The sequence below is a fragment of the Sulfurimonas sp. C5 genome (assembly GCF_029872055.1).
Classification (GTDB): domain Bacteria; phylum Campylobacterota; class Campylobacteria; order Campylobacterales; family Sulfurimonadaceae; genus Sulfurimonas.
Genome location: NZ_JARXNQ010000001.1, coordinates 528,081 through 549,131 on the forward strand (window position 1 = coordinate 528,081; position 21,051 = coordinate 549,131).

At 28.3% G+C, this 21,051-nt stretch carries 12 protein-coding genes; 8 read left to right on the plus strand and 4 right to left on the minus strand.

The window, feature by feature from the left end:
* The first annotated feature begins 167 nt into the window (after positions 1 to 167).
* Genes P6N22_RS02625 through P6N22_RS02650 form a run of 6 tightly spaced genes read left to right on the plus strand, consistent with a single transcriptional unit; the run spans position 168 to position 12,410 of the window.
* Positions 168 to 434: a helix-turn-helix transcriptional regulator gene (locus P6N22_RS02625; protein ID WP_280329897.1), complete on the plus strand. Its 267-nt coding sequence runs from the start codon at positions 168 to 170 to the stop codon at positions 432 to 434.
* Positions 427 to 2,013, plus strand: a complete 1,587-nt coding sequence (gene dptF, locus P6N22_RS02630) for a DNA phosphorothioation-dependent restriction protein DptF (protein WP_280329899.1) — start codon at positions 427 to 429, stop codon at positions 2,011 to 2,013. The genes P6N22_RS02625 and dptF overlap by 8 nt, the downstream gene beginning before the upstream one ends.
* Positions 2,003 to 3,319, plus strand: a complete 1,317-nt coding sequence (gene dptG / locus P6N22_RS02635; protein ID WP_280329900.1) for a DNA phosphorothioation-dependent restriction protein DptG — start codon at positions 2,003 to 2,005, stop codon at positions 3,317 to 3,319. Before dptF ends, dptG begins: the two co-directional genes overlap by 11 nt.
* Positions 3,300 to 8,399, plus strand: coding sequence for a DNA phosphorothioation-dependent restriction protein DptH (dptH, locus tag P6N22_RS02640; RefSeq protein ID WP_280329901.1), 5,100 nt, complete (start codon positions 3,300 to 3,302; stop codon positions 8,397 to 8,399). The genes dptG and dptH overlap by 20 nt, the downstream gene beginning before the upstream one ends.
* A complete protein-coding gene (locus P6N22_RS02645) occupies positions 8,396 to 10,210 on the plus strand; it encodes a DUF262 domain-containing HNH endonuclease family protein (RefSeq protein WP_280329903.1) in 1,815 nt (604 codons plus the stop codon). The genes dptH and P6N22_RS02645 overlap by 4 nt, the downstream gene beginning before the upstream one ends.
* 7 nt (positions 10,211 to 10,217) lie before the next feature.
* Positions 10,218 to 12,410 carry a tetratricopeptide repeat protein gene (locus P6N22_RS02650; protein ID WP_280329905.1) on the plus strand — a complete coding sequence of 731 codons (2,193 nt, stop codon included), beginning with the start codon at positions 10,218 to 10,220 and terminating at the stop codon, positions 12,408 to 12,410.
* Between the two features lie 58 nt (positions 12,411 to 12,468).
* Here P6N22_RS02650 and P6N22_RS02655 read toward each other — a convergent pair whose 3' ends face one another.
* Genes P6N22_RS02655 through dndC form a run of 3 tightly spaced genes read right to left on the minus strand, consistent with a single transcriptional unit; the run spans position 12,469 to position 16,128 of the window.
* The gene (locus P6N22_RS02655; protein WP_280329907.1) at positions 12,469 to 12,870 is read right to left on the minus strand and encodes a DndE family protein; all 402 of its coding nucleotides are present in this window, start codon (positions 12,868 to 12,870) and stop codon (positions 12,469 to 12,471) included.
* Entirely contained in the window at positions 12,867 to 14,831 is a 1,965-nt protein-coding gene (locus tag P6N22_RS02660; protein WP_280329909.1) for an AAA family ATPase, read from the minus strand. Before P6N22_RS02660 ends, P6N22_RS02655 begins: the two co-directional genes overlap by 4 nt.
* Positions 14,821 to 16,128, minus strand: a complete 1,308-nt coding sequence (gene dndC / locus P6N22_RS02665) for a DNA phosphorothioation system sulfurtransferase DndC (protein ID WP_280329911.1) — start codon at positions 16,126 to 16,128, stop codon at positions 14,821 to 14,823. Before dndC ends, P6N22_RS02660 begins: the two co-directional genes overlap by 11 nt.
* 513 nt (positions 16,129 to 16,641) lie before the next feature.
* On the opposite strand from dndC, the gene P6N22_RS02670 reads away from it, so the two are divergent.
* Complete coding sequence (locus P6N22_RS02670; RefSeq protein WP_280329913.1) at positions 16,642 to 18,414, plus strand: AAA family ATPase; 1,773 nt, start codon at positions 16,642 to 16,644, stop codon at positions 18,412 to 18,414.
* On the plus strand, positions 18,407 to 20,206 hold the full coding sequence (locus tag P6N22_RS02675) for an ATP-dependent helicase (protein ID WP_280329915.1): 1,800 nt from the start codon (positions 18,407 to 18,409) through the stop codon (positions 20,204 to 20,206). The genes P6N22_RS02670 and P6N22_RS02675 overlap by 8 nt, the downstream gene beginning before the upstream one ends.
* 5 nt (positions 20,207 to 20,211) lie before the next feature.
* On the opposite strand, the gene P6N22_RS02680 is transcribed toward P6N22_RS02675, so the two are convergent.
* Positions 20,212 to 21,048: a metallophosphoesterase gene (locus P6N22_RS02680; RefSeq protein ID WP_280329917.1), complete on the minus strand. Its 837-nt coding sequence runs from the start codon at positions 21,046 to 21,048 to the stop codon at positions 20,212 to 20,214.
* Positions 21,049 to 21,051 lie beyond the last annotated feature (3 nt).

Genomic DNA, 21,051 nt, shown 5'->3' on the forward strand with positions numbered 1-21,051 from the left:
TCAGTACACTTCCCATAGTATTTTAGATACTGAAGACACATAACTTATATAAAAGCTACAAAATAAATAACTGTTGATGTTGCAAATAATAAATTCATGTATACATGATTTACAAAAAATATTTTTAAACCTATTATATTGTCAAATATTTTCAAGGTTTATCAAGTTTGCAAGTTTTTCCAGATATTAATAAAGAGGAATTAGATACTTTTTACAAAAACATAGGTAAAAATGTAAGAGATGCCCGAAACAAAAAACAAGTAAGTCAATTAGAACTAGCAATAGCAATAGGACATAAAAGTACATCATTCTTATCTAATTGTGAAAACTATAAATTTAAAGAGCACTTTAATCTTGAACATCTTTATTTAATATCTAAAGTTTTAGAAGTTGATATTTGTGAACTAATATATGGTGATGCTCATAATGAGTAAACTATACGATCTAATCTCAAAACTTTCAAAGTCTTCACCAGAAGCAGTTAATACTTTAAAAAGTTCTAATTCAAGTTTAATGGATTACCTGTATATTACAACTGAAGTAGAAAAAAAATATTTAGAACTTTTAGAACAAAATTTCTCCAATAAGTCCATTATATTTTTATGTGGTAGTAGTGGGGATGGAAAGTCTGCAATAATCAACCGTCATTATAAAAAGTATAAATCAAATTATGAGTTTCATGTTGATGCTACTCATAGTTTTGAACCATCTCAAACTTCTATAGAAGCATTAAACGAAAGTTTTACTAAATATAAAAATTCGAACAAATCTTTAGTAGTAGGTATTAATATTGGGATTATGCTGAATTTTATTGCGGAAGGCTCTCAAGAGCATAGTGATATTATAGATTCTTTCAAATTATATGATAAAAAGCGCACCTCTTCAAATAATATTTTTTTTATAAATTTTGAAGATTATCCAAAATTTAAATTTGAGAACAAACAAATATCTTCGCCATTTATTGAATCTATATTAAACAAAATTACAGAGCAATCAGAAGAAAATCCTTTTTATAAAGCTTTTTTAGAGGATATAGAAAATGAAACTACATCTGTTGTCCATCAAAACTATAAACTTCTATCAGACAAAAGTATTCAAAAGTCTATAATTAATCTATTAATTCTAGTATATTTAAAATATGATCAATTTGTTACAGCAAGAACTTTACTAGATTTTATTTATACTCTTATAAAGGGTCCAAAAATATTGATAAACCAGCTATTTGAAGAGCGTTCTAATCCTATTATAAACAATATACACAAAGAAGACCCTATACTAAACAGGACATTTTTACTTGATAAATTTATTTTAGAAAGTTCTACAAATCAAACTAATAATGACCTAGATACTTTTATAGAAGATTTTAACAAAGCATGTAAAAAACCTATATTGAAAAATAATGAACCGTTTACATTATTAAGATGTTTTTACTTATTTAAAGATTGTGAACTTTCAAATAACTATCACCATATATTTAAAGATAGTTTTGAAAAATCCACAAAAAATATAATTAACTTTATTGAATTGATTTCTAGTCATCAGAACTATGATAAAACTGTTATCAAAGAGTTTTATGAAAAATTAAAAAATGCAATCTACATATATGTAAATAAAACAGCTCCAACACTTACCGAAAAGAAACTATTTACTATTTCTGCTATTGAGAACAGCATTATAGCAACACCTCTAAAGATACGTGAAAATACCGACAAAATTAAAGAGCATCAAATTAATACTTTCAACTCATTTCCACTATTTATTACGATAAATGGAATAGAGATTAAAACGATAGATATTACATTTAATATGTATCAACTTCTACTATCAATAAATGAAGGTTACAGACCAAATAAACATGATAGAAATACAATAATTATATTTGAAGAGTTAATTCAATCGATAAATGAAATAGCAATATTATCTGAAGAAATTAGTATTATCCATGATAAAACAAGAATTGATTTTAGCTACATAGAAGATGATGATATAGAGGTGCAAAAATATGAAAGATAAATTATTGCAAACTACTGTGGAAGATATAGGAAGTAGGAACTCTATTGCTAAATTTTATCCCTTTACTTCAAGTGATGAAAACTATAAAAAAAAGTTTTCATATGATGAAGTAATTGGAGAGTTTTTTTCTTATATTTCAAGTACACATCTTACAGCGTATGACTATGAAAAACTGAAAAACAATTGTATAAATAAATTTCAAGATGCATTAAATAGTTCAGATGCCACATCTCTTTTAGAAACTATATACTTAAAAGAAGAAAAAATCAATATAAACTCTTTACTGCTATATCAAACATATAAAGGAAGTGAAAAGTCAAAAGACATTTCTAAAATTTTTAATGAATTAGCAGATAGAAGTTTTCTTAATATAAATATGGATAGTAATGTTAACTTTTTAGAAAAAATAATTATAGATGAGTTAAAAAATCATGTAAAAGAGAATAATATACCTGAAAGTACTTCATCTTATCTTGAGTTTTTACAACCACTCTTCAATAAAGATTTACAGTTTATATCAAGCAATAAGCACTATTTCGTAAAAAACATAGAAGCTTTTTTCGAATTATATCTTTTTATATATTGTGCACAGCTTGCCTTAAATCTAAAGCCAAATGAAAATGCTCTTTCTAACACAGAAGCAAAAGAATTGTATTTTGTATTAAAATATGAAACTGTCAGTAAAGAAAGAAAGCATGTATTTGAACAAGGGTATGAATATCTTTATGAAAAAAGTAAATATATTTTCCCATACTTTTCATTATTAAGTGCACTGGCTCAATCATTAGCTACTGAAGATTTAAGACTATATGAACTGTATGAAAAATTTGAAGATACACAGGAGAATGTAGAAGCTTTCGACTATTTCCATAAAATATACAGAGAAGCAAAAGAATTAAACAATGATGAAAAAGTTTTTAAGTCAAAAGATCTTACTGAATCGTTAAATGCCCTGTTAGACTCTTCTTATGAACAGTTTAGACCAAGCTATCCTAATCGCTTTCGGGCACTTACAAAATATCTAAACGTATTTAAAAGGCATATAGCACAACCCTTTACAAAAAGTGCAGGAAGAAATGGAACTGTACTTTCTTTTGACCAAGACACAATAATATTATTAACTAACATCTCAATAGGAGAATCAAAACAGCTTAGATTTCAAGAGTTGCTAAAAGAGTTTAAAAAAAGAGGTGTCTTTTTTGATTCAAAATCACAAAATGAACTGTTGAATTTATATGAAAGAGTGGGAAATATTGAAAGAAAAAGTGATAGTGGGGATGCAGTATATGTCAAAACAACAATTTAATAATTTTCTTGCAAACAAAATTTACACATGGTCTACTTCAAATTTAAAATCTGGAAATAGATATGGATTTTATTCTGACAATAAAGAACAAATAAAATCTTTACAAGAAGCCCTAAGCTCTCTATCAAATAGCACTAAAAATTTTGAACTTGAAACAAATAAACTTGGAACAAATAGTGTAGCTTTACCATATATTGATATCAATGGTATAAAATTAGTTTTTGTAGATGATATATCTATGAATCCATTTTATATATCAAATATTAGAGATTCGTTATCTAAAAATCCTGATTGTGCATTATTAATTTTACATAAAAACAGACTAGATACACTTATTAGTGCTATAACAGACCTAAGCCTTCCAACTTATCCACTGAACTTAATAACTATAAAGTCTGAGTTACAAAAGTTGATTACAGAAAAGACTACACATAAAGCAATTTTTGAATACTTACTAAATTATCAATCTACTATGATTGAAGATGACCAACAATCAGTATTTGGATACGAAGTTTTATACAATTCTATTGTAAATAATAAAATTGATTTTCCATCTTTTGAGTTATTTGAAGATGAAGAATTATATAGTTTTGACAATGGCTTATTAAAAGCTGATACAGATAAGATCAAACAAAGAATAGATAAAAATGACAAACTTTACAGAGAAATAAAAAACACTATAACAAATTTTCCGAATGAACTAGAAGATAAGTTATCTGATCTATCTCCTAAATTTATAAAAGATAATATTGTAAAAAAAGATTGGCAAGAACTATCATATAATGATATTAGTGTAGAAATAGATGCGAATAAAGGTCAAAAAATACTTTTTGATGGGTTTCATTGTGATGATGTTCATGAAATTAGAGAGGACAGTCTTAGTGCAGCAGGACAAAGAAAAAAGAATATTATTGTCTTAACAGATACTAATAAAGTTACTTTAACTTTTAAATTTGATGAAGCTACTGGTATAAAGTCAAGTAACTTTACAATAAGTCATAATCAAAATTTTAAAAAACTATATGAGAATAAAATCTCTTGCTCTGGAGGAATAAAAAAAACAGCTACTCTAGAGTTTGATTATGATTTTAAACCTTTATATTTTACAGTTAACTTTAAAGGGAACAAAGCTTCTGAAAACCAAATATTTAAAGTTTTAGTCTTACAAAAAGGTATGTTCTATATAGATGCAATAAAAAACAATTTTATTGTTAGACCTAACCGACAAGAAGTATTACTACAACTTGGCAATAACCTCAAGTTAAAACTAAATGATAAAGAAATAGTAAAAACTATTAAGTTGACTAATGAGAATGAAGAGATAGATGTAAATGAATACGATGAAGTGGATCTAAAACACTATTATAACAATCATGATGAAGTAAAGCTTAGCATATCTAACGGTGATAATAAGCTAAATCTTAATGTTGAAGGTGAAACAGAAACAGAAACTATTCCTATACCATTCCTATTTAATAAGTCCAAGGCAGACCATCTTTTTGGTTCTAATAAGGATATGGAATTTAAACAAGCAAAAAATAAGGTTGTATATGAAAATAGAGAACGAGATTTAGTTGCAGAAAGACTGGTATATATTAAATATGAACAAAAATTTATTGATGAAGAAATATTTGCATCAACTACTGATGATTTTTCTATAGAAATATTAAAAGATATAAATAGCAATATTTATGAAGCTTTTAAGAATCTTTTAGACTACTTCAAAAAGAACAAAACCACACCTTCACTTTGTTCATGGAATGATACAGTCTATACTTTAACAAAAACATTTGTAAATCACTACTTAGAATATATGCAAACGGCTGAAGAGAATAAATCTTTAAATGATTTTCATAAGCTTTTATTTGAATTTGGATTTTTTAGAATAGATCATAAAAAAATGGCTTCACCATTTTCACCTTTGATATTGTCTTATATTGTCAACCTTATCGAAAATGCAAAAGATAGTAACAGTCATTATAAAGATATTTCAGAAGTTACACTTAGTAGATTAAATCCAAAAGGATTGTTTCCTTATCTGTTTATAGATAAAGAGAATTATGCATTTACTAAAGTTGTAAAAGAGAACTCATTATGGTTAGAGTTTGTACCGAATGAAAAAAATGAATTTTCTTATGTGAAAAAACTAACTTATGAAAAAATAGATGAATTTACAAGCTCATTTAAACAACTGTTTGAGTTTAGAAATGATGCTCCACTGATTATTAACAGTATAAATAACAATACTAACAAAGAACTTTTTGAAGGTATAGTTCAATTTTATAAAAAAAGTACACTATCTTATCCTATAAAAATCATTGTAAATTTATATGATGATGAATATTGTCAAACAGCATTTGACACCTTTGCCGATCTTGATAAATATGAAGATATAAAAAATGAATTTTCTCAATTTGGAAATGAGTCTGATACACTCATAGATACAATAAGAACACATTTAACTTATAGTAAACATTTAACTTCAGAAAAACAAAATTATTCGCATCTTTCTTTTTTTAAAAACAATGAAAAAATTGAGATAAAGGATAATAGAACTCAAGATCAGAATAAATCAGGGTTAGTTGCAAATGGTCTAATTTCTGGTGAGAGTTCACAAAAAGAAAATGGATATTACTATAGTGGTTTTGGGCTACATAATGTTCAAGAAAACAATAGTTCACATATAGAACTGGCTAAAATATACAACGCTATGCAAAGAGCTGTATATGAAGATGGTACGAACTACGAATCTAATAAAACTATTTCTCTTATGATAAGCGAAAAGTTCAAAGATTTACTTAAAAAATCTTATAAAAATGCACTTTGGACTGTGATTATTGATCCAAAAGTTACTCTAGAATTTTTTGACAATGAAGAAAACTTAATCCTTATACACTACTCTGATCAATATAGCTCATCTGCAAACTATGATGCTATAACTGTAACAGCTAGAAAAGAATTATATTCTAATGTAATCTTTAGCGATAATAAACTCATTGATAAAGAAAGCATAGTAAAACAGTTTAATGCGTTCAATGGTGAATGGCTTATTAAAATGATAACTGAACCAGAAAAAGACAAAAAAGAAAAGATAGGAATTATCACAGCATACAAATATATTACTTCAATAGTAGATACTGATGACATAACTTGGGTTCCACTTTCAGTAGCAGAGATGATTAGAGTGTCTGGAAATGTTGGATTATCTATGGACAGCAGTGATTTTACAAGATATAACCATAATAAAAACAGTGAAGATGCAGCTTTACATAAAGGTGTGATTTCAGATGATATTTTACTCGTAGGCTTCAAAAAAGACGATGTTATACTTTATCCAGTAGAAGTAAAAGCTAGTAGTGCAGATATGCAAAAAGCTTGTGAACAAGCCATTTCTTTAAAAAGGTTTTTTTATGATCATCTTTTTATTGGAGATAGTTTAAAAACGAGACTGTTAAAAGGTCTATTTATTAGACAAGTATTTATGCAGATTGAAAAGTATGAGCTTTATGATATCTTCAAAGATAACTATTTTGAAGATATGTATAAAAATAGAGAAAAGCTTTTAGATGGTACATACAATTTAATAGAATTAGAAAACTATAGTTCAGGTGCTGTTGTTGCATTTTTAGATAAAAATCAATACGACACACAAATGCATCTGAAAGATGAAATACTAGAGATAAGGTTACCTTACCAATTACAAAACCTAATGATCCAAGACACTTATGAGGAGATGAAACATAAAGTACAAAATGGCTCATACGGTACAAATAAAAAATACTTGTTAAGTAACTTATCATTAGATGCGACATTATCTGAAGTAGAAGTAGAAACTAAATATCAACATGATAGTTCAAGTACAGATGAATTTGAAGAAGACAGAAAACTTTCTAACACTGAAGACAGTGTCCAAGAGATAGAAAAATCTTCTACTTCAACACAACTTATAGAGATACTGTTTGGTAAAGACAGCTTAACAGAGCAAAATATTTTTTGGCATCCTACAAATACAACTGAAAATCAAAATACTTGTACTGGAATAATAGGTAGAAGTGGTACGGGAAAAACGCAATTTACAAAGTCGCTTATTACTCAGCTAGTTCAACAATCAAAAAACAACTTAGATGGTAAAAAGATCGATATCCTAATTTTTGATTATAAAAAGGACTATATCAAACCTGATTTTGTAAAAGCTACAAATGCTAAAGTACTCGATTTAGAAAAACTACCAATCAACCCTTTAGAGTTATTTGGTGATACCCCTAAGCTTCCTACACATACAGGTAGGACTCTTACAACAACACTATCAAAAGCATTTAACCTAGGAAATGTTCAAAGAAACACTTTGAAAAATATTATCCAAGATGCATATAGAGCAAAAGGTATAGACTCATCCGATAAATCAACATGGTCTTTACCTGCACCAACTCTCAATGATCTATGGGAACTGTATATAGAGAGTGAAGATGTAAAACAAGACTCCCTATATGCAGCTTTAGATGACTTGATAGATTTTGAGATATTTGAAAGTGATAGTTCAAAAACAAAATCTCTTTATGATGTTATAGATGGCGTAACAGTGGTTAATCTCTCTGGCTATGACTCTAATATACAAGACTTGGTAGTAGCAATTTTACTTGATCTATTTTATGTTCAAATGCATAAGAATGGTTCTTCAAAAGTAAATGGTGATTTTATACAGATAACCAAAATGATACTTGTGGATGAAGCAGACAACTTTATGTCAAAAGACTTTGACAACCTTAAAAAGATACTAAAAGAAGGAAGAGAATTTGGTGTAGGTACTATTCTTTCTACTCAGGAACTTACCCACTTTAGAACTTCTGAAGATGACTATGCTAGCTATATATTTACATGGATAGTTCATAAAGTTGCAAACTTAAAAATACAAGATATTCAATCTATTTTCAACATAAACAATAAAACAGATGCAGAAGACTTAATGAGTCAAATAAGAGAGCTACAAAAGCACTACAGTTTTTATGTAGATGGTAATAAGGAAATTACTAAGATACATGATTTGGCATTTTTTGAGTTATTAAAAGGAGAAAGAAAATGAAAATTGACCCATCTTATACAAACCTGAGAAGAATGTTTGCTTCCCAAGCAACATATTATGTGCCAAAATATCAAAGAGCATATGCATGGGAAAATGAGTCTATTCAAGATTTTTTGAATGATTTAAAAAGATCCTATACTGAGAGACTAGCTAGTAGAGATTCTAGTCACTTTTTTGGTGGAATTCTAAGTATTAAGCATACTGTTGTTGGTGCTGTAGACGAACATAAGTATGAAATTATTGATGGACAACAAAGAATTACAACGTTTACATTAACAATACGCTGTCTGATCAATATGTATAATGACTTATTGACGTATCCTAATATAGATGCGACTAAAGTATCAATGATCAATAATCGAATAGATAATTTACAAAAACGATTTATAGCTTTTAGACAAGAAATCAACTTAGAAGAACAAGTTGTAAATGTTTTTACAGTTTCTAAAAGAGATAAGGAATTTTATGCTGAACTAATGAAAGGAAATATAATCAATGAAAATCCTGAAAAATATTCTCACAAAAACCTTCTGAATAGTTATAAAAAAATCAATAAATTTTTTAAAGACACTGTATTAATAGATGATGATTTAACTGAAATTTTAAAAAGATTACAAACTTTTGAATTTGTCATTGATACAGACTTTACATTATTGCACATGGTTGCAGATAATGAAAAATCTGCATATAGGTTATTCCAAGTCATAAATGACAGAGGAATGAGTTTAACAGAAGGTGATCTCCTAAGAGCTAAAACCTTGGAAGTGTTAGAAGATTTTCCTTCAATTCAAAACTCTGTTGAATTGATATGGGATAAGTTATTATCCAATGCACCAAATATTACTTCTCAGTATTTAACTTGGATTTATACTTCATACACTGGAAAAGATTTAAAAAAAAGTGAAATCTTTGATAAATTTTTGGACCAATTTTTCCCAGAACATAAAGAAGAACTTGATCAGTTAAAAGCGGACAATATTCTGACAACAATGAAATATCTTGAAAAAGATTTTGAAAACTGTCAAAGACTATCGGATGGTGAATGGATTTATACAGTCAAACAACCTATTACTGCAAGGGACAGGAATAGATTTGAAGTATTGATGAATACTTTAGACCATCCTTTGTCAATGCCATTGTTTATTGCTGCTTCAAAGTTAGATGATAAACAGTTTTCAGCAATCGTAAAAATAGTTGAAAAAGTTTTCTTTAGATATATCCTCATTTGTAAACAACATTTAGGTTCACTCAAGTCAATTTATTTTAGACAGATAAAAGAAATTAGAACCAATGCAGCTACATACACATTAACTGATTTCAAAACTAAAGTAAATCAACTACTTGCAAGTAAGGCTAATGATGCACTATTCACTGCCAATTTGAAAGAGCTAGAATATGATTCAGATCAAAGTAATAAATATTTAAAATTTTTCCTTATGACATTAGAATATCATTTTCCATATTATCTTCAAGATCCAAGTCGATCAACCACAAAGTGCCTCAATAACACCAACCCTTATGACTTTGCAGGAACTTCAATAGAACATATTTATCCTAAAAATGCTTTAACAACTGATATTGATGCAGATATTGAACCTATAAAAAATACTATAGGTAATCTGGCATTAATGGATCCTCAACATAATTCGGAACAACGAAATAATAAGTTCTTAGATAAAAAATCAGAATATGTATCTTCATCAATAGAGGTTTTAAAATATGTTAGTACACATGCTAACTGGACAAAAGCTGAAGTTGAAGACTTAGAAGAAAAATATATTGATTTAGCATTAAAACACTTTAGAGCATAACCTCAAAATGTACCAATATCAACCTTTATCTAATGAAAAATATTTAGAATATTTAATAAGAGACTTATTATCAATAGAATTTATAAACTATTCTCCTTTTGATTTATATGGTAGTAGAGGTCAGGAGCAATACGGTAATGATATTATAGGATATAACACGTCTGGACGTATGATTTTGGCACAAGTTAAGAAAAAGAGTCTCTCTAGAAATAAAATAAAAGAAGCACTACTTAATGATTTAACAAAAGAGACCAAAAGTATTATCAATTATTTTCAAACCGATAAAATTGATACTATTTTTTTTGCTTCTACTCATGGACGAGATAAAGATATCCAAGATAAAGCATTAAAATTGACACAAGAATATGGTGTAAAAATTATTTATTGGGGATGGGATACTATTGAAGAAAAAATTAGTCATTCAAATGAAATTCAAAAGAAGTATTTTCATAAAAAAACAACAACATTGTTAACAATACTACCAGAAAATTCATATTGTATAGGTCGAGAAAATGAATTTAATGAAATTAAAACTTTATTAAATAAAGACAATATTATAAATATTCAAAGTATTGGTGGTATAGGAAAAAGTACACTTGCAAATGCTTTTATACATAGTGAAAGAGAAAACTATGACTACATTGGTTATATCTCAGTTGATGATAGTCTTGAAGAAGCTTTTTTTAGAAGTTTTAATAACTTCTTTAACTTTTCAGAAAATGATGATTTAGAAAGTATAATATATAAATTACAATCTCTTAATGGAAAAAAAATACTGATAATTGATAATTTAACTTATCAAAAAGACATAGTATATATCAAAAAAATCACTAGCTCTTTTAAAGTTGTGATTACATCAAGAATATTATTTAATGATATACCTAGTTTAAAATTAAGACAACTAAATGACAACTCCTTAAAAGAGTTATTTAACAAATATAATGATGAAGATATTGAGGAACAATACTTAAATGAACTCTTTAAATACTTAGACTATCATACTTTATTTATTGAATTGACATCAAAAACAATCAACCAAAATAACTTTACAATCGACTATATTCTAAATGAATTTAGAGATGGAAAGTTCCCCATAATAAAAGTGGATACTAATTTAGATACCTATCAAGAAGAAATATATAACGATTATCTCAGAAAACTATTTGAAGAATCTATTGAAAAACTTGATGATGGACTTTTTAATGGTTTAATATTATTATCATTATTTCCTTCTATTAATTTACATGTAGATGAAATTGGTAGAGTTTTTAATGCAGATTTACGTAATGATTTGTCTTTATTGAGTAAAAAAGGTTGGCTTATTTCAATTGAAAAAGAAGTATTTAAAATTCATCAGATTATAAAAGAATTTTTTTTATTCAACTTTCCACTTGTCGCAGAAGACGTAACTCCTATGATTAAATACTATTTAGAAAATTTGAAATGGAATGAAATAGATCATCCTAGTGAACAAAAATCATATATGATTTTTGTTCAATCATTAATTGATGGTCTAAAAAGTTATGATGAAGAAGTTATGACTTTAGCAAATAATATTGCAATGCTTTATAGATATTTTGGTTTTTATGAAATTGCTTTAAAGTATATGTTAATGGTTAAAGACTTTGATGAAGAAAGTGGTAATAAAATGAATCTCGCTCAAACTTATAACAATCTTGCTCAAGTATATTTTAGTATGAAACAATATGAATTAGGTGAGCAGTATGCTATGCTTTCTTTAAAATTGCGAGAAGAAAATAGTCCTTATAATATTCAAGAAAATTACTTGAATATGTGTAATAGCTATATAAGGCAATCAAATTATAAAGAGGCAAAAGTATATTTAGATAAACTTCTAACGCTAGAAGTTGATATAAGAAGCATTATTCCAATATATAACTCTGCTATGCTTTATTATTTAAATATTGAAAATACTAAAGAAGCATTTAAATATGCAGAACAAGCATTAGAACATATAAATAGTAATAAAGTCGATACTAAACATTTATATATAGCATATACATATAGTAATATTGCAGATATATATGTTGAAGATAAAAACATTACACTTGCAATTGAGTATAAATTAAAAGCAAAAGAACATATTTTAGAAAATTTTGGTGATCAACACCCAGATTTAGAACCAATAGAAAATATCTTAAATATACTACAATATATCTTTAAAACAGAGTATTTATAACTTTAGAGCTTGAAAATTGCGATGAAAAATATGATTAAAAGATTTCAAGAAAAAATAACTATAGAAATTCCTGCTTAATCCACTCAAAAACATTACTATTCTCATTAAGTGAAGAGGCTAAGATTGTAAAGCCTCTTTCACAGTGTTGTTCAAGAGATAGTTCTAACCCTCTATGCGTATTTACTTTTTTATTTTCATTATTTGCTATAAGTAAAGCTATCATATCTGTATAGTCAGCTTGTTCACCATGAGTATCTACTTTTGTTTTACCAGTAATTACATCTAAAGGGTATGTTTTACCATCTTTGAAATCTATTTTTATAGAACTATCTAGTTTTTCATCTATAGAAAGAGATATAAAGATAGCAAACCTTATTGTTACCCACTTTGGCTCATTTTCAAAACCGAGTAGTTTAGAGATCTTAGGTAATTGCATTTCTGTGGAGTTTGTAGTTCTCATTTAGTGTACCTACTATCAAAAAATTCTGTTATATTTTTCTCTTGCATCGTTGTGGCCGAGCCTTTATTGGCAAGTGTAAATATTTGTGAGATCTCACTTTGAAGCTCTTGAAAACCTTCATGTCTTAGCTCACTTGGGGTTGGCAGTATTAGCACTTGCTTTGAAGCATTTGGATAAAACTGGTTCAGTATAAGGGCTTGATTTTTCTCATCTAGTCTTCCTAATGGTGTATCTATGATCATTGGTATATCTTCTGCTATATACTCAGATATCCCCCAAATAAGTGCCGTAGCTATAACCTGTTTTTGTCCAGATGAGCTAGATAGTATATCCATAGGATTCATATCTTTATCATATACATTGATGTTAAAGTCATTATCAAGCTGGATACTATCTGCTTCATATCCCTCTTTTTTTAGAAGATTAAACTTCACATTTATAGACTTTTCAAGTATCTCTTTTTTATCTTCTTTGATCTTTATCTTCATCTGTTTTGCTACTGTAATTGCAGATTCTAAAGATTCTATTTTAAGTTTTACTAAAGAGTTTTGATGCTCTTTTATACTTGTTCTTCCGATCTCACGCTCTATCTCTTTTTTCTCATATTGCAACTTTTCTATCTGTTTTTCAAGACTTTCTACTTTTGCTTTTTGTTGCCCTATATTTTCAGCAAGAGTTTTGACTTTTTCAAAGTCTTTTTTATACTCTTTTTGATCATTTTGAAAATTCTGCTCTAAATGAAAGATCTCATTTTGAGTTTGAACAATATTTTCTTTTACAGCTATCAGATTATTTATGAGCTCTTGAAATTCAACTTTTTTCAAAGTGTTATATTGATGCTCAATTTTTTCAGGGTCTGCAAAAGCTACACTTTGTCTATTGTTATCAGAATTAAATACTTTGTCAAATATAGACTCTATACTCCCTTTTTGAGTTTCATCTATATGCTCTAAAAACTCTTTCTTTTTTAAATCTATGATATTTTGAGAAATAGTGACATTACCTTTATAGTTTTTTTGTATATCTTTTTCTACTGATTCTTTTAATTTTTTATTTAGTAATAGTGGGAGTTGCATATAAGATACTTCTTTAAACTCTTTTTGATAAGTCTCTTTTTCCTCTTCATAGCTCTGTAATTGTAGTTTTGCTTCTTCAAGTGGTTTTTTATGCTTACTTTGTAATTTAGAAAGTTTTCTATCCAGATCTTTTTGTTCTGTTAATAGCTGGTTTAAATATAGCTTTTCATCTTCATACTCTTTAGTTACAGAGGTTAGTTTTGATTCTACTTCAAACAACTCTTCTTCTTTTTGAGTTAATTTCTGTTGAAGTTCTGAATCTAGTTCGCTTTTATTTATCTTCTTTATTACATTTGTAGAGTCAGTTATAAGTTGATCATAAATGTCTAACTCCAGTACATCTTCTAACATTTGTCTAAATTCATCTTTACTAAAGTCAGCTATAGTTTGAATCTTTTCACCATCAAAAAAGAAAAACTTTGCAAGTGTAGGTGAGATCTTATAGTTTATAAAGTCTTGAGCTTCTAGATCACTATATAATAAATTGTTTTCATGATCATAAACACTAAGGTTTTCAGTATAAGAGTTACTTCCTATGACATACTCTCTATAAATATAAAAACTCTCACCTGCATCATCTACTTCTATTTTTACAGAAGCTTTATTTGCACCATTTAGTTTTGAAATACGATTGAGTACACCACTAAAGTTTTTATTTTTACTTCCTAAAATATAATCTTGTTTAGAAAGGACAAGCTCTCCCATAGAAAGTAAATCTTTTGTAATACCATGAAGTGCTATTTTTACAGAGTTAATAAACGATGTTTTACCAAAGCCATTCTCTCCAATGATTAAAGCGATTGGTTTACTAGAATCATTAAAATCAAATGTAACTTCACCTTGATATGAAAACAGGTCTTTTATACTAATGCTATTAAATTTCATTTATTTTTCCTGTTCCATACGCTTCTACTACTTTTTCTATATCTACAAGTACACCTGATCTTTTGAGTTGGTGTCTATATTTATGTTCTGTTTGAAGTAATTTATCCATAAGCTCTATTGATATACTGTTTTCTTCACAAAGGCTTGAAAAATATTCTCTTTCTTCTACTGAAAAAGCTTTTTTTGATTCATGATGAATGATTCTTCCTACACCTTGTGCTAAACTAATCGCTGTTTCAAAAAAGTCACCATCATGTAACCACTCTTTTTGTATCTGAATTATTTCTTCGTCAGAAATAAGATGTTTTCCATTGAGGTTTGGTAAAAGCTCTTTTTCTATCTCTAGCAGTTTTTTTAGGAGCTCTTGTCTGGTACTCATTGTAAATGGTCCAACACCTTTTTGACCATTTCTTCTTGTTGTTTGTCTTCGATTAGTATGGTCATATCTGTATTCTTCAAGCATATTTCTAAACTTATGAAGTGGTTCCATCCATTGATCTTCTGGGTTTTGGAGCATATTTTCCATAGACTTATCTTTTGATACTACAGTACAAACCCAACAACCAAATCTAGTTTTTCCACATGAAGGTGCTTCTGGGTTAAGAGCTACATTACAGTCTGCTTCTCCGCTACCTTTACTATAAAGAGTTAGCATATCGTCATGTTTACCCCAAGGAGCTTTATGCGCCATTAAGAACTGCCAAACTTCACCATTTGTCCAGTCTTTAATTGGTGATAGTACAAAAGCATTTGGCACTGTATCATGTTTTACTAAGCCTCTATGGTTTCTATCTCTTTTCTCAATTGACTCTGCTCTTGTTTGAGACTCATCACTTCTTACACCTAGCAACATTAAAATTGAACGATTTTCATTAGAAATACTAGTTAAAAATCTTGTAGCAGGAGTAATTTTTAGTCTATCAGTACACCATCTAAAGTTTTGATTAGGAGATGGGTAGCCTTTTCCTAGGAGTAGTGTCCAAAACGAGTCTTCCACCTCAGGAGAGACCACTTGAACTTTCATGTTTAAATTTTTTTCTTTTATAAAAAGACGTAACTGTTCAAGCTTATCAAAAAAATATTTATCTATTACAGGCATTTCAACACCTGTGTCTGAAGAAACTATGTATACTGTTTTTGAATCTAGTCCCTCGTCTTTTAATTCTTGTAAGACTTCAATAGTCAGGTGTAATACTGTAGATGAGTCTTTACCTCCAGAAAAGGTCACAACCCACGGTCTTCCATCCGATAAGTATTGTTCTTTTAGTAATTGTTTAGTTAATGTAATTTTATTCATATACTTTCTAATAATGCATTTATTTTTTTATTATTATATTATCCAAATAAAGATTTATTCATTATAAACTGTTCAATATTTATAAAAAAAACTCTGTGGTAAATTTTATACTTTGCCTTGTGCAAAGCGAGGAGCCAATTTGAAAACACATAATGTAGCTTGCGAAATGTTTTCGTTAGAAAATGTATATACAAATGGGATACTCGCTTGAAAAAAAGCTCACTTAGGCTTCGGAACATTCTGTATACGATTTGATAAATTTCTACATCAAATTTGATTGCCAAACCATAGTCAAACCATAGTCAAACCATAGTCAAACCATAGTCAAACCATAGTCAAACCGTAGTCAAACCGTAGTCAAACCATAATTATTAATAAAGCTATGATTATATATAATAATTAACTTTATAAATAAAACATTAAATTGTGATTCTAATATATTGGAAATACACTTGTTCATAAATTTCTAAACAAACTATTGATGTTTTAAATACCTAATTTGGATTGACGGTTATGGATACAATATTAATTAAAACAGTAAGAGTAAATGGTTTTAGAGGATTAAAAAATATTGAAATAAATCTTGAACCCACTACTGTACTTACAGGTATGAACAATGCAGGTAAAACATCTTTTTTAAAAGCCTTACAAGTTGTATTTGGAAATAGACATTTTTTATCTTTTGATGATTTCCATATAGAAGAAAATAGCTCTATATCCATGATTACTATAGATGTATTGATTGTTCCGTTAAATGAAGATGCTTCGCAAAACTTTTCGGAGGATTGGGAGATTCTTTTAACTACAGATAGGATTAAACCCTCTCTAGATGGTGACTTTGTGCCACTTAGAACTATTGTAAGATTTGATGAAGTTAGAAATACACCAACTGTAAAACAGTATATATTAGAGGACTGGGTAGATTTTGAATATGGAGACCCTAAACACAACTGGTATGAACTTGACAATGGAAATGAAGTTTCTTTTAGATTTGAAGAAGTACCGTTTTTTTATATGGATGCTCAAAGGGATATACTTGAAGATATCAAACTAAAAAGCTCATATATTGGGAAAATGCTATCTAAAATAGAATATACTCCGGAAGATATTGAAGATATTGAAAACCAAATACAATCGCTTAATGAATCTGCTGTAGAAAAAAGCGAAATATTAACAATTGTAAAAGATGCTTTGACAGAACTAAACTCTGCAATGAATTCTTCTAATGGAGGAATTGAAATAACACCATTTACAAAGAAAATTAGAGATTTAAACAAAGGCTTAACTATAAACTATGGTGATGGAGACAACACTTTCTTAATGGAGTACCATGGTATGGGTACAAGAAGTTGGTCATCTCTTTTAACACTAAAAGCTTTTATAGAACTATTTAATACCAATTCTGAAAAAACAAATTCTGTTTTTTTTCCAATTATTGCAATAGAAGAACCTGAATCTCATCTACATCCAAATGCACAAAAAAGGCTTTATAGTCAAATTAATAGTTTTAAAGGGCAAAAGATCATATCTACTCATTCCCCGTATATTGCATCAGTTGCAAACCTCAGAGAAATAAGAAGTTTTTACAAAAATAATCTTGTCAAGATAGGTGCTTTACCAATGTCTACATTTCAATGTGAAGATATAAGAAAGATTAATCGCCAAGTAATAAGTACAAAAGGTGAAATATTTTTTTCAAAATGTATAGTTCTTGGTGAAGGTGAAACAGAAGAACAAGCATTACCGGTTTTTTTTGAAAAACATTTTAATGGCTCATCAATCGAGTATGGCATAGATTTTATAGGTGTAGGTAGTTTTGGTAACTACTTACCTTTTATTAGGTTTGCTGAATCACTAAATATACCATGGTTTATTTTAAGTGATAATGATGATTCTGGAAATGTAAGAACAAGTGTTTTAAGACAGTTAACAACAAGTGGTAGTGCAAAACAAGAAAGCGATTGTATAGTCTTTGCAGATAATGAAAATGATTTTGAAAAGCAGTTAATTAATGATGGATTTCAAGATGAAATTAAAAAAGTTTTATTGTCTTTAAAAACATATACAAACGAACAACATGAAAGTGTTCAAAAACCTAGAGATGAAGCTGAAATAAATGGATTATCAGACGAAGAACTTTATGAATATCTAACAAAAGAAAAAGCACAATTTGCTCCATTGGTAGCAAATGAGATTGTAAATAGTGAGAAAGCATTACCTAATAAGATTATTAACTTATTTACAAAAATAGCAACTGAACTCAATATTGAGGTACAAAATGGATAGTATCAAATTGTCAGAAAGGCAAAAAAAGATAGTTGAATATGATGATAAGCCAATCTATGTAAAAGCAAGTGCTGGTAGTGGTAAGACTAGAGTTTTAACAGAAAGAATAAGATTTCAATTATCAAAAACAAAAAAGAAAATACTTGCCCTAACTTTTACCAATAAAGCTGGTGAAGAGATAAAAGAAAGACTTGAAGAACAAAAAGTTGATATAAAAAACAGGCTCTTTGTTGGAACATTTCATAGTTTTTGTCAATATGTACTTGAAAACCATGGTAGTTCTATAGGAGTATCTCAAATGCCGCATATTTTTGAAAGTGACAAAGATAGAATAGAACTAATATCTCAAGCAATTGAACAAGTTCCAACATACTATGAATCTTATAAAAATAAAAGTCTTAAAGATAAAAATGATTTTCGATACAGGGCATTGAATTTTATATCAAAAGTAAAAAGAGAACTTATTACAGACTCTGAGTTCCATAATCATACTGAAGATAGTAATATTATACTACTATACCAAACTTACCAAGAAATACTAAGATCTCAGAATGCAATTGACTTTGATGATTTATTATTATTGACATATCAGCTGTTTATTGAGTTTCCACATATTTCTGCTTTATATAGAAGAAGTTTTTATTCTATTTGCGTAGATGAAGCACAAGATCTTAATAATGCACAATATAATTTACTGTTGGCCTTATGTGGTGGTGATTTTAAAAATATAATGATGGTTGGTGACCCAAAACAATCTATTTACCATTTTAATGGGTCTTCATCAGACTATATGAATAAAGAATTTCCAAAAGATTTTAATGCAGACGTATTTGAACTCAATGAAAACTATAGGTCTTCAAAAAAAGTTATAGAAGCAGCTTCAAAAATAATTTCTATTGAAAATAAAGATATTATCGCAAAAACAGTTTATGATGGAGAATTTAAAATACAATCATGTGATGATGAATTTAGAGAGGCTCAGTGTATTATTGATAAGATTAAAGAACTTATAAACAAAAAAGAAGATAAAAATATAGAAGGATTAATCACACTTGAAAAAATAGTTGTTTTAGCTAGGAATAAGTATGTATTTAATAATCTTGAAAAACTCTTAAACAAAGAATCAATTCCTTATCATTATAAAATGTCAGGAGGTTCAATAAAATTTGAATCAGCATTAATGAGTATATTTGATTTAAAGTTAAAAATCAAACTAAATCCATTAGATATATTACATAAAAAACAGCTGGAAGATTCAAGTAAAAAAAACACTTTTTTACTTGGTGACATTGATACTTTAGTAGAAAATTTAAAAGACGATGGAAGTAATTTAAAAAGTTCACTTAGCAACTTTAGAAATACACTTAATGATATGGCATTTGATAATGATAATGATAAAACCATGGTTATGAATGACATTGACGAACTTTTAAATCATTGGAGTAAATATGCAAAAAATACTGATAAAAAATCATTATTGCAATTTAAAAACTCTATGGCTCTTGGAAAGACTAGTACAGTTAATGAGGATAAAGGCATTACACTAAGTACTGTACACACAATGAAAGGGCAGGAGTTTGATATAGTTTTTATTATTGGTATGGATGACGGAACTTTTCCTGATTATAGAGCCATTCAAAATGGTGGTATTGAAATGGAACAAGAAAAAAATAATTTATATGTTGCATTTACTAGGGCAAAAAGATTTTTGTATGTAACGTATCCACTACAACGAACTATGCCATGGGGTGCCGTTAAGCATAAAACACCATCTAGGTTTTTAAAGTTTTAACGTATTTAAACTTCAACACTCTTTACTCTCTCAAACGCTGGTGGAACTAACTCAGATGGATATCCCAGTGGATTACAAATACACTGAACTCCTTGGTATTCATATTCAATATTATCATGAGTATGGCCAAATATCCAATATTTCATAGTGCCACCTTCTAAAAATCTGTGACCATCGAAACAAAAAAATGTACTGGTGATATTGTTCTGGAATTTAGGTGAGATATGCTCTTTCAGGTATGATGGATTAACATGAGTAATCATCACGTCACAATCTTGATATATTCTTTCGATTTTCTGGATTTCCTCTTTATACAATTGGTTGTATTGATTAATACCGAACATCATACTTGAATCTTGCATTGTACGTTTCCACATCTCATTATTTGATTTTGGATGATCTGCTTTTGGAAAATATTTTTTAATATATGCATTTGAATATGAACTATCGCATCCTCCAAAATGAACACCATTTATCTCAATAACATTCCCATCAAGACAATACATTCCATCTTCAGCATTGATGAGTTTTCTCATCTCTTTGACACGTTCATAACTGTTTTCGTCATAATCATCTTGCTGAATACGATTTAAATAGTAGTCATGGTTTCCTAAAACACAGACAATATATTTATAATATTCATCTTTGATGATTTTAAGTATTGCAATATTTTGATCATTCCAATGTCCAATGTCACCGGCAAGAATAAGTACCTCCCCTACTTTTCGATTATTTTGTAAGAAAAAAGGATCAAAGAATTTTTTGACTTCTTCTTTTTCATACTTTCTTTTAATAGGAAAATAACTGTCAAAGTGTACGTCACTTAATATATCTACTTTCATATC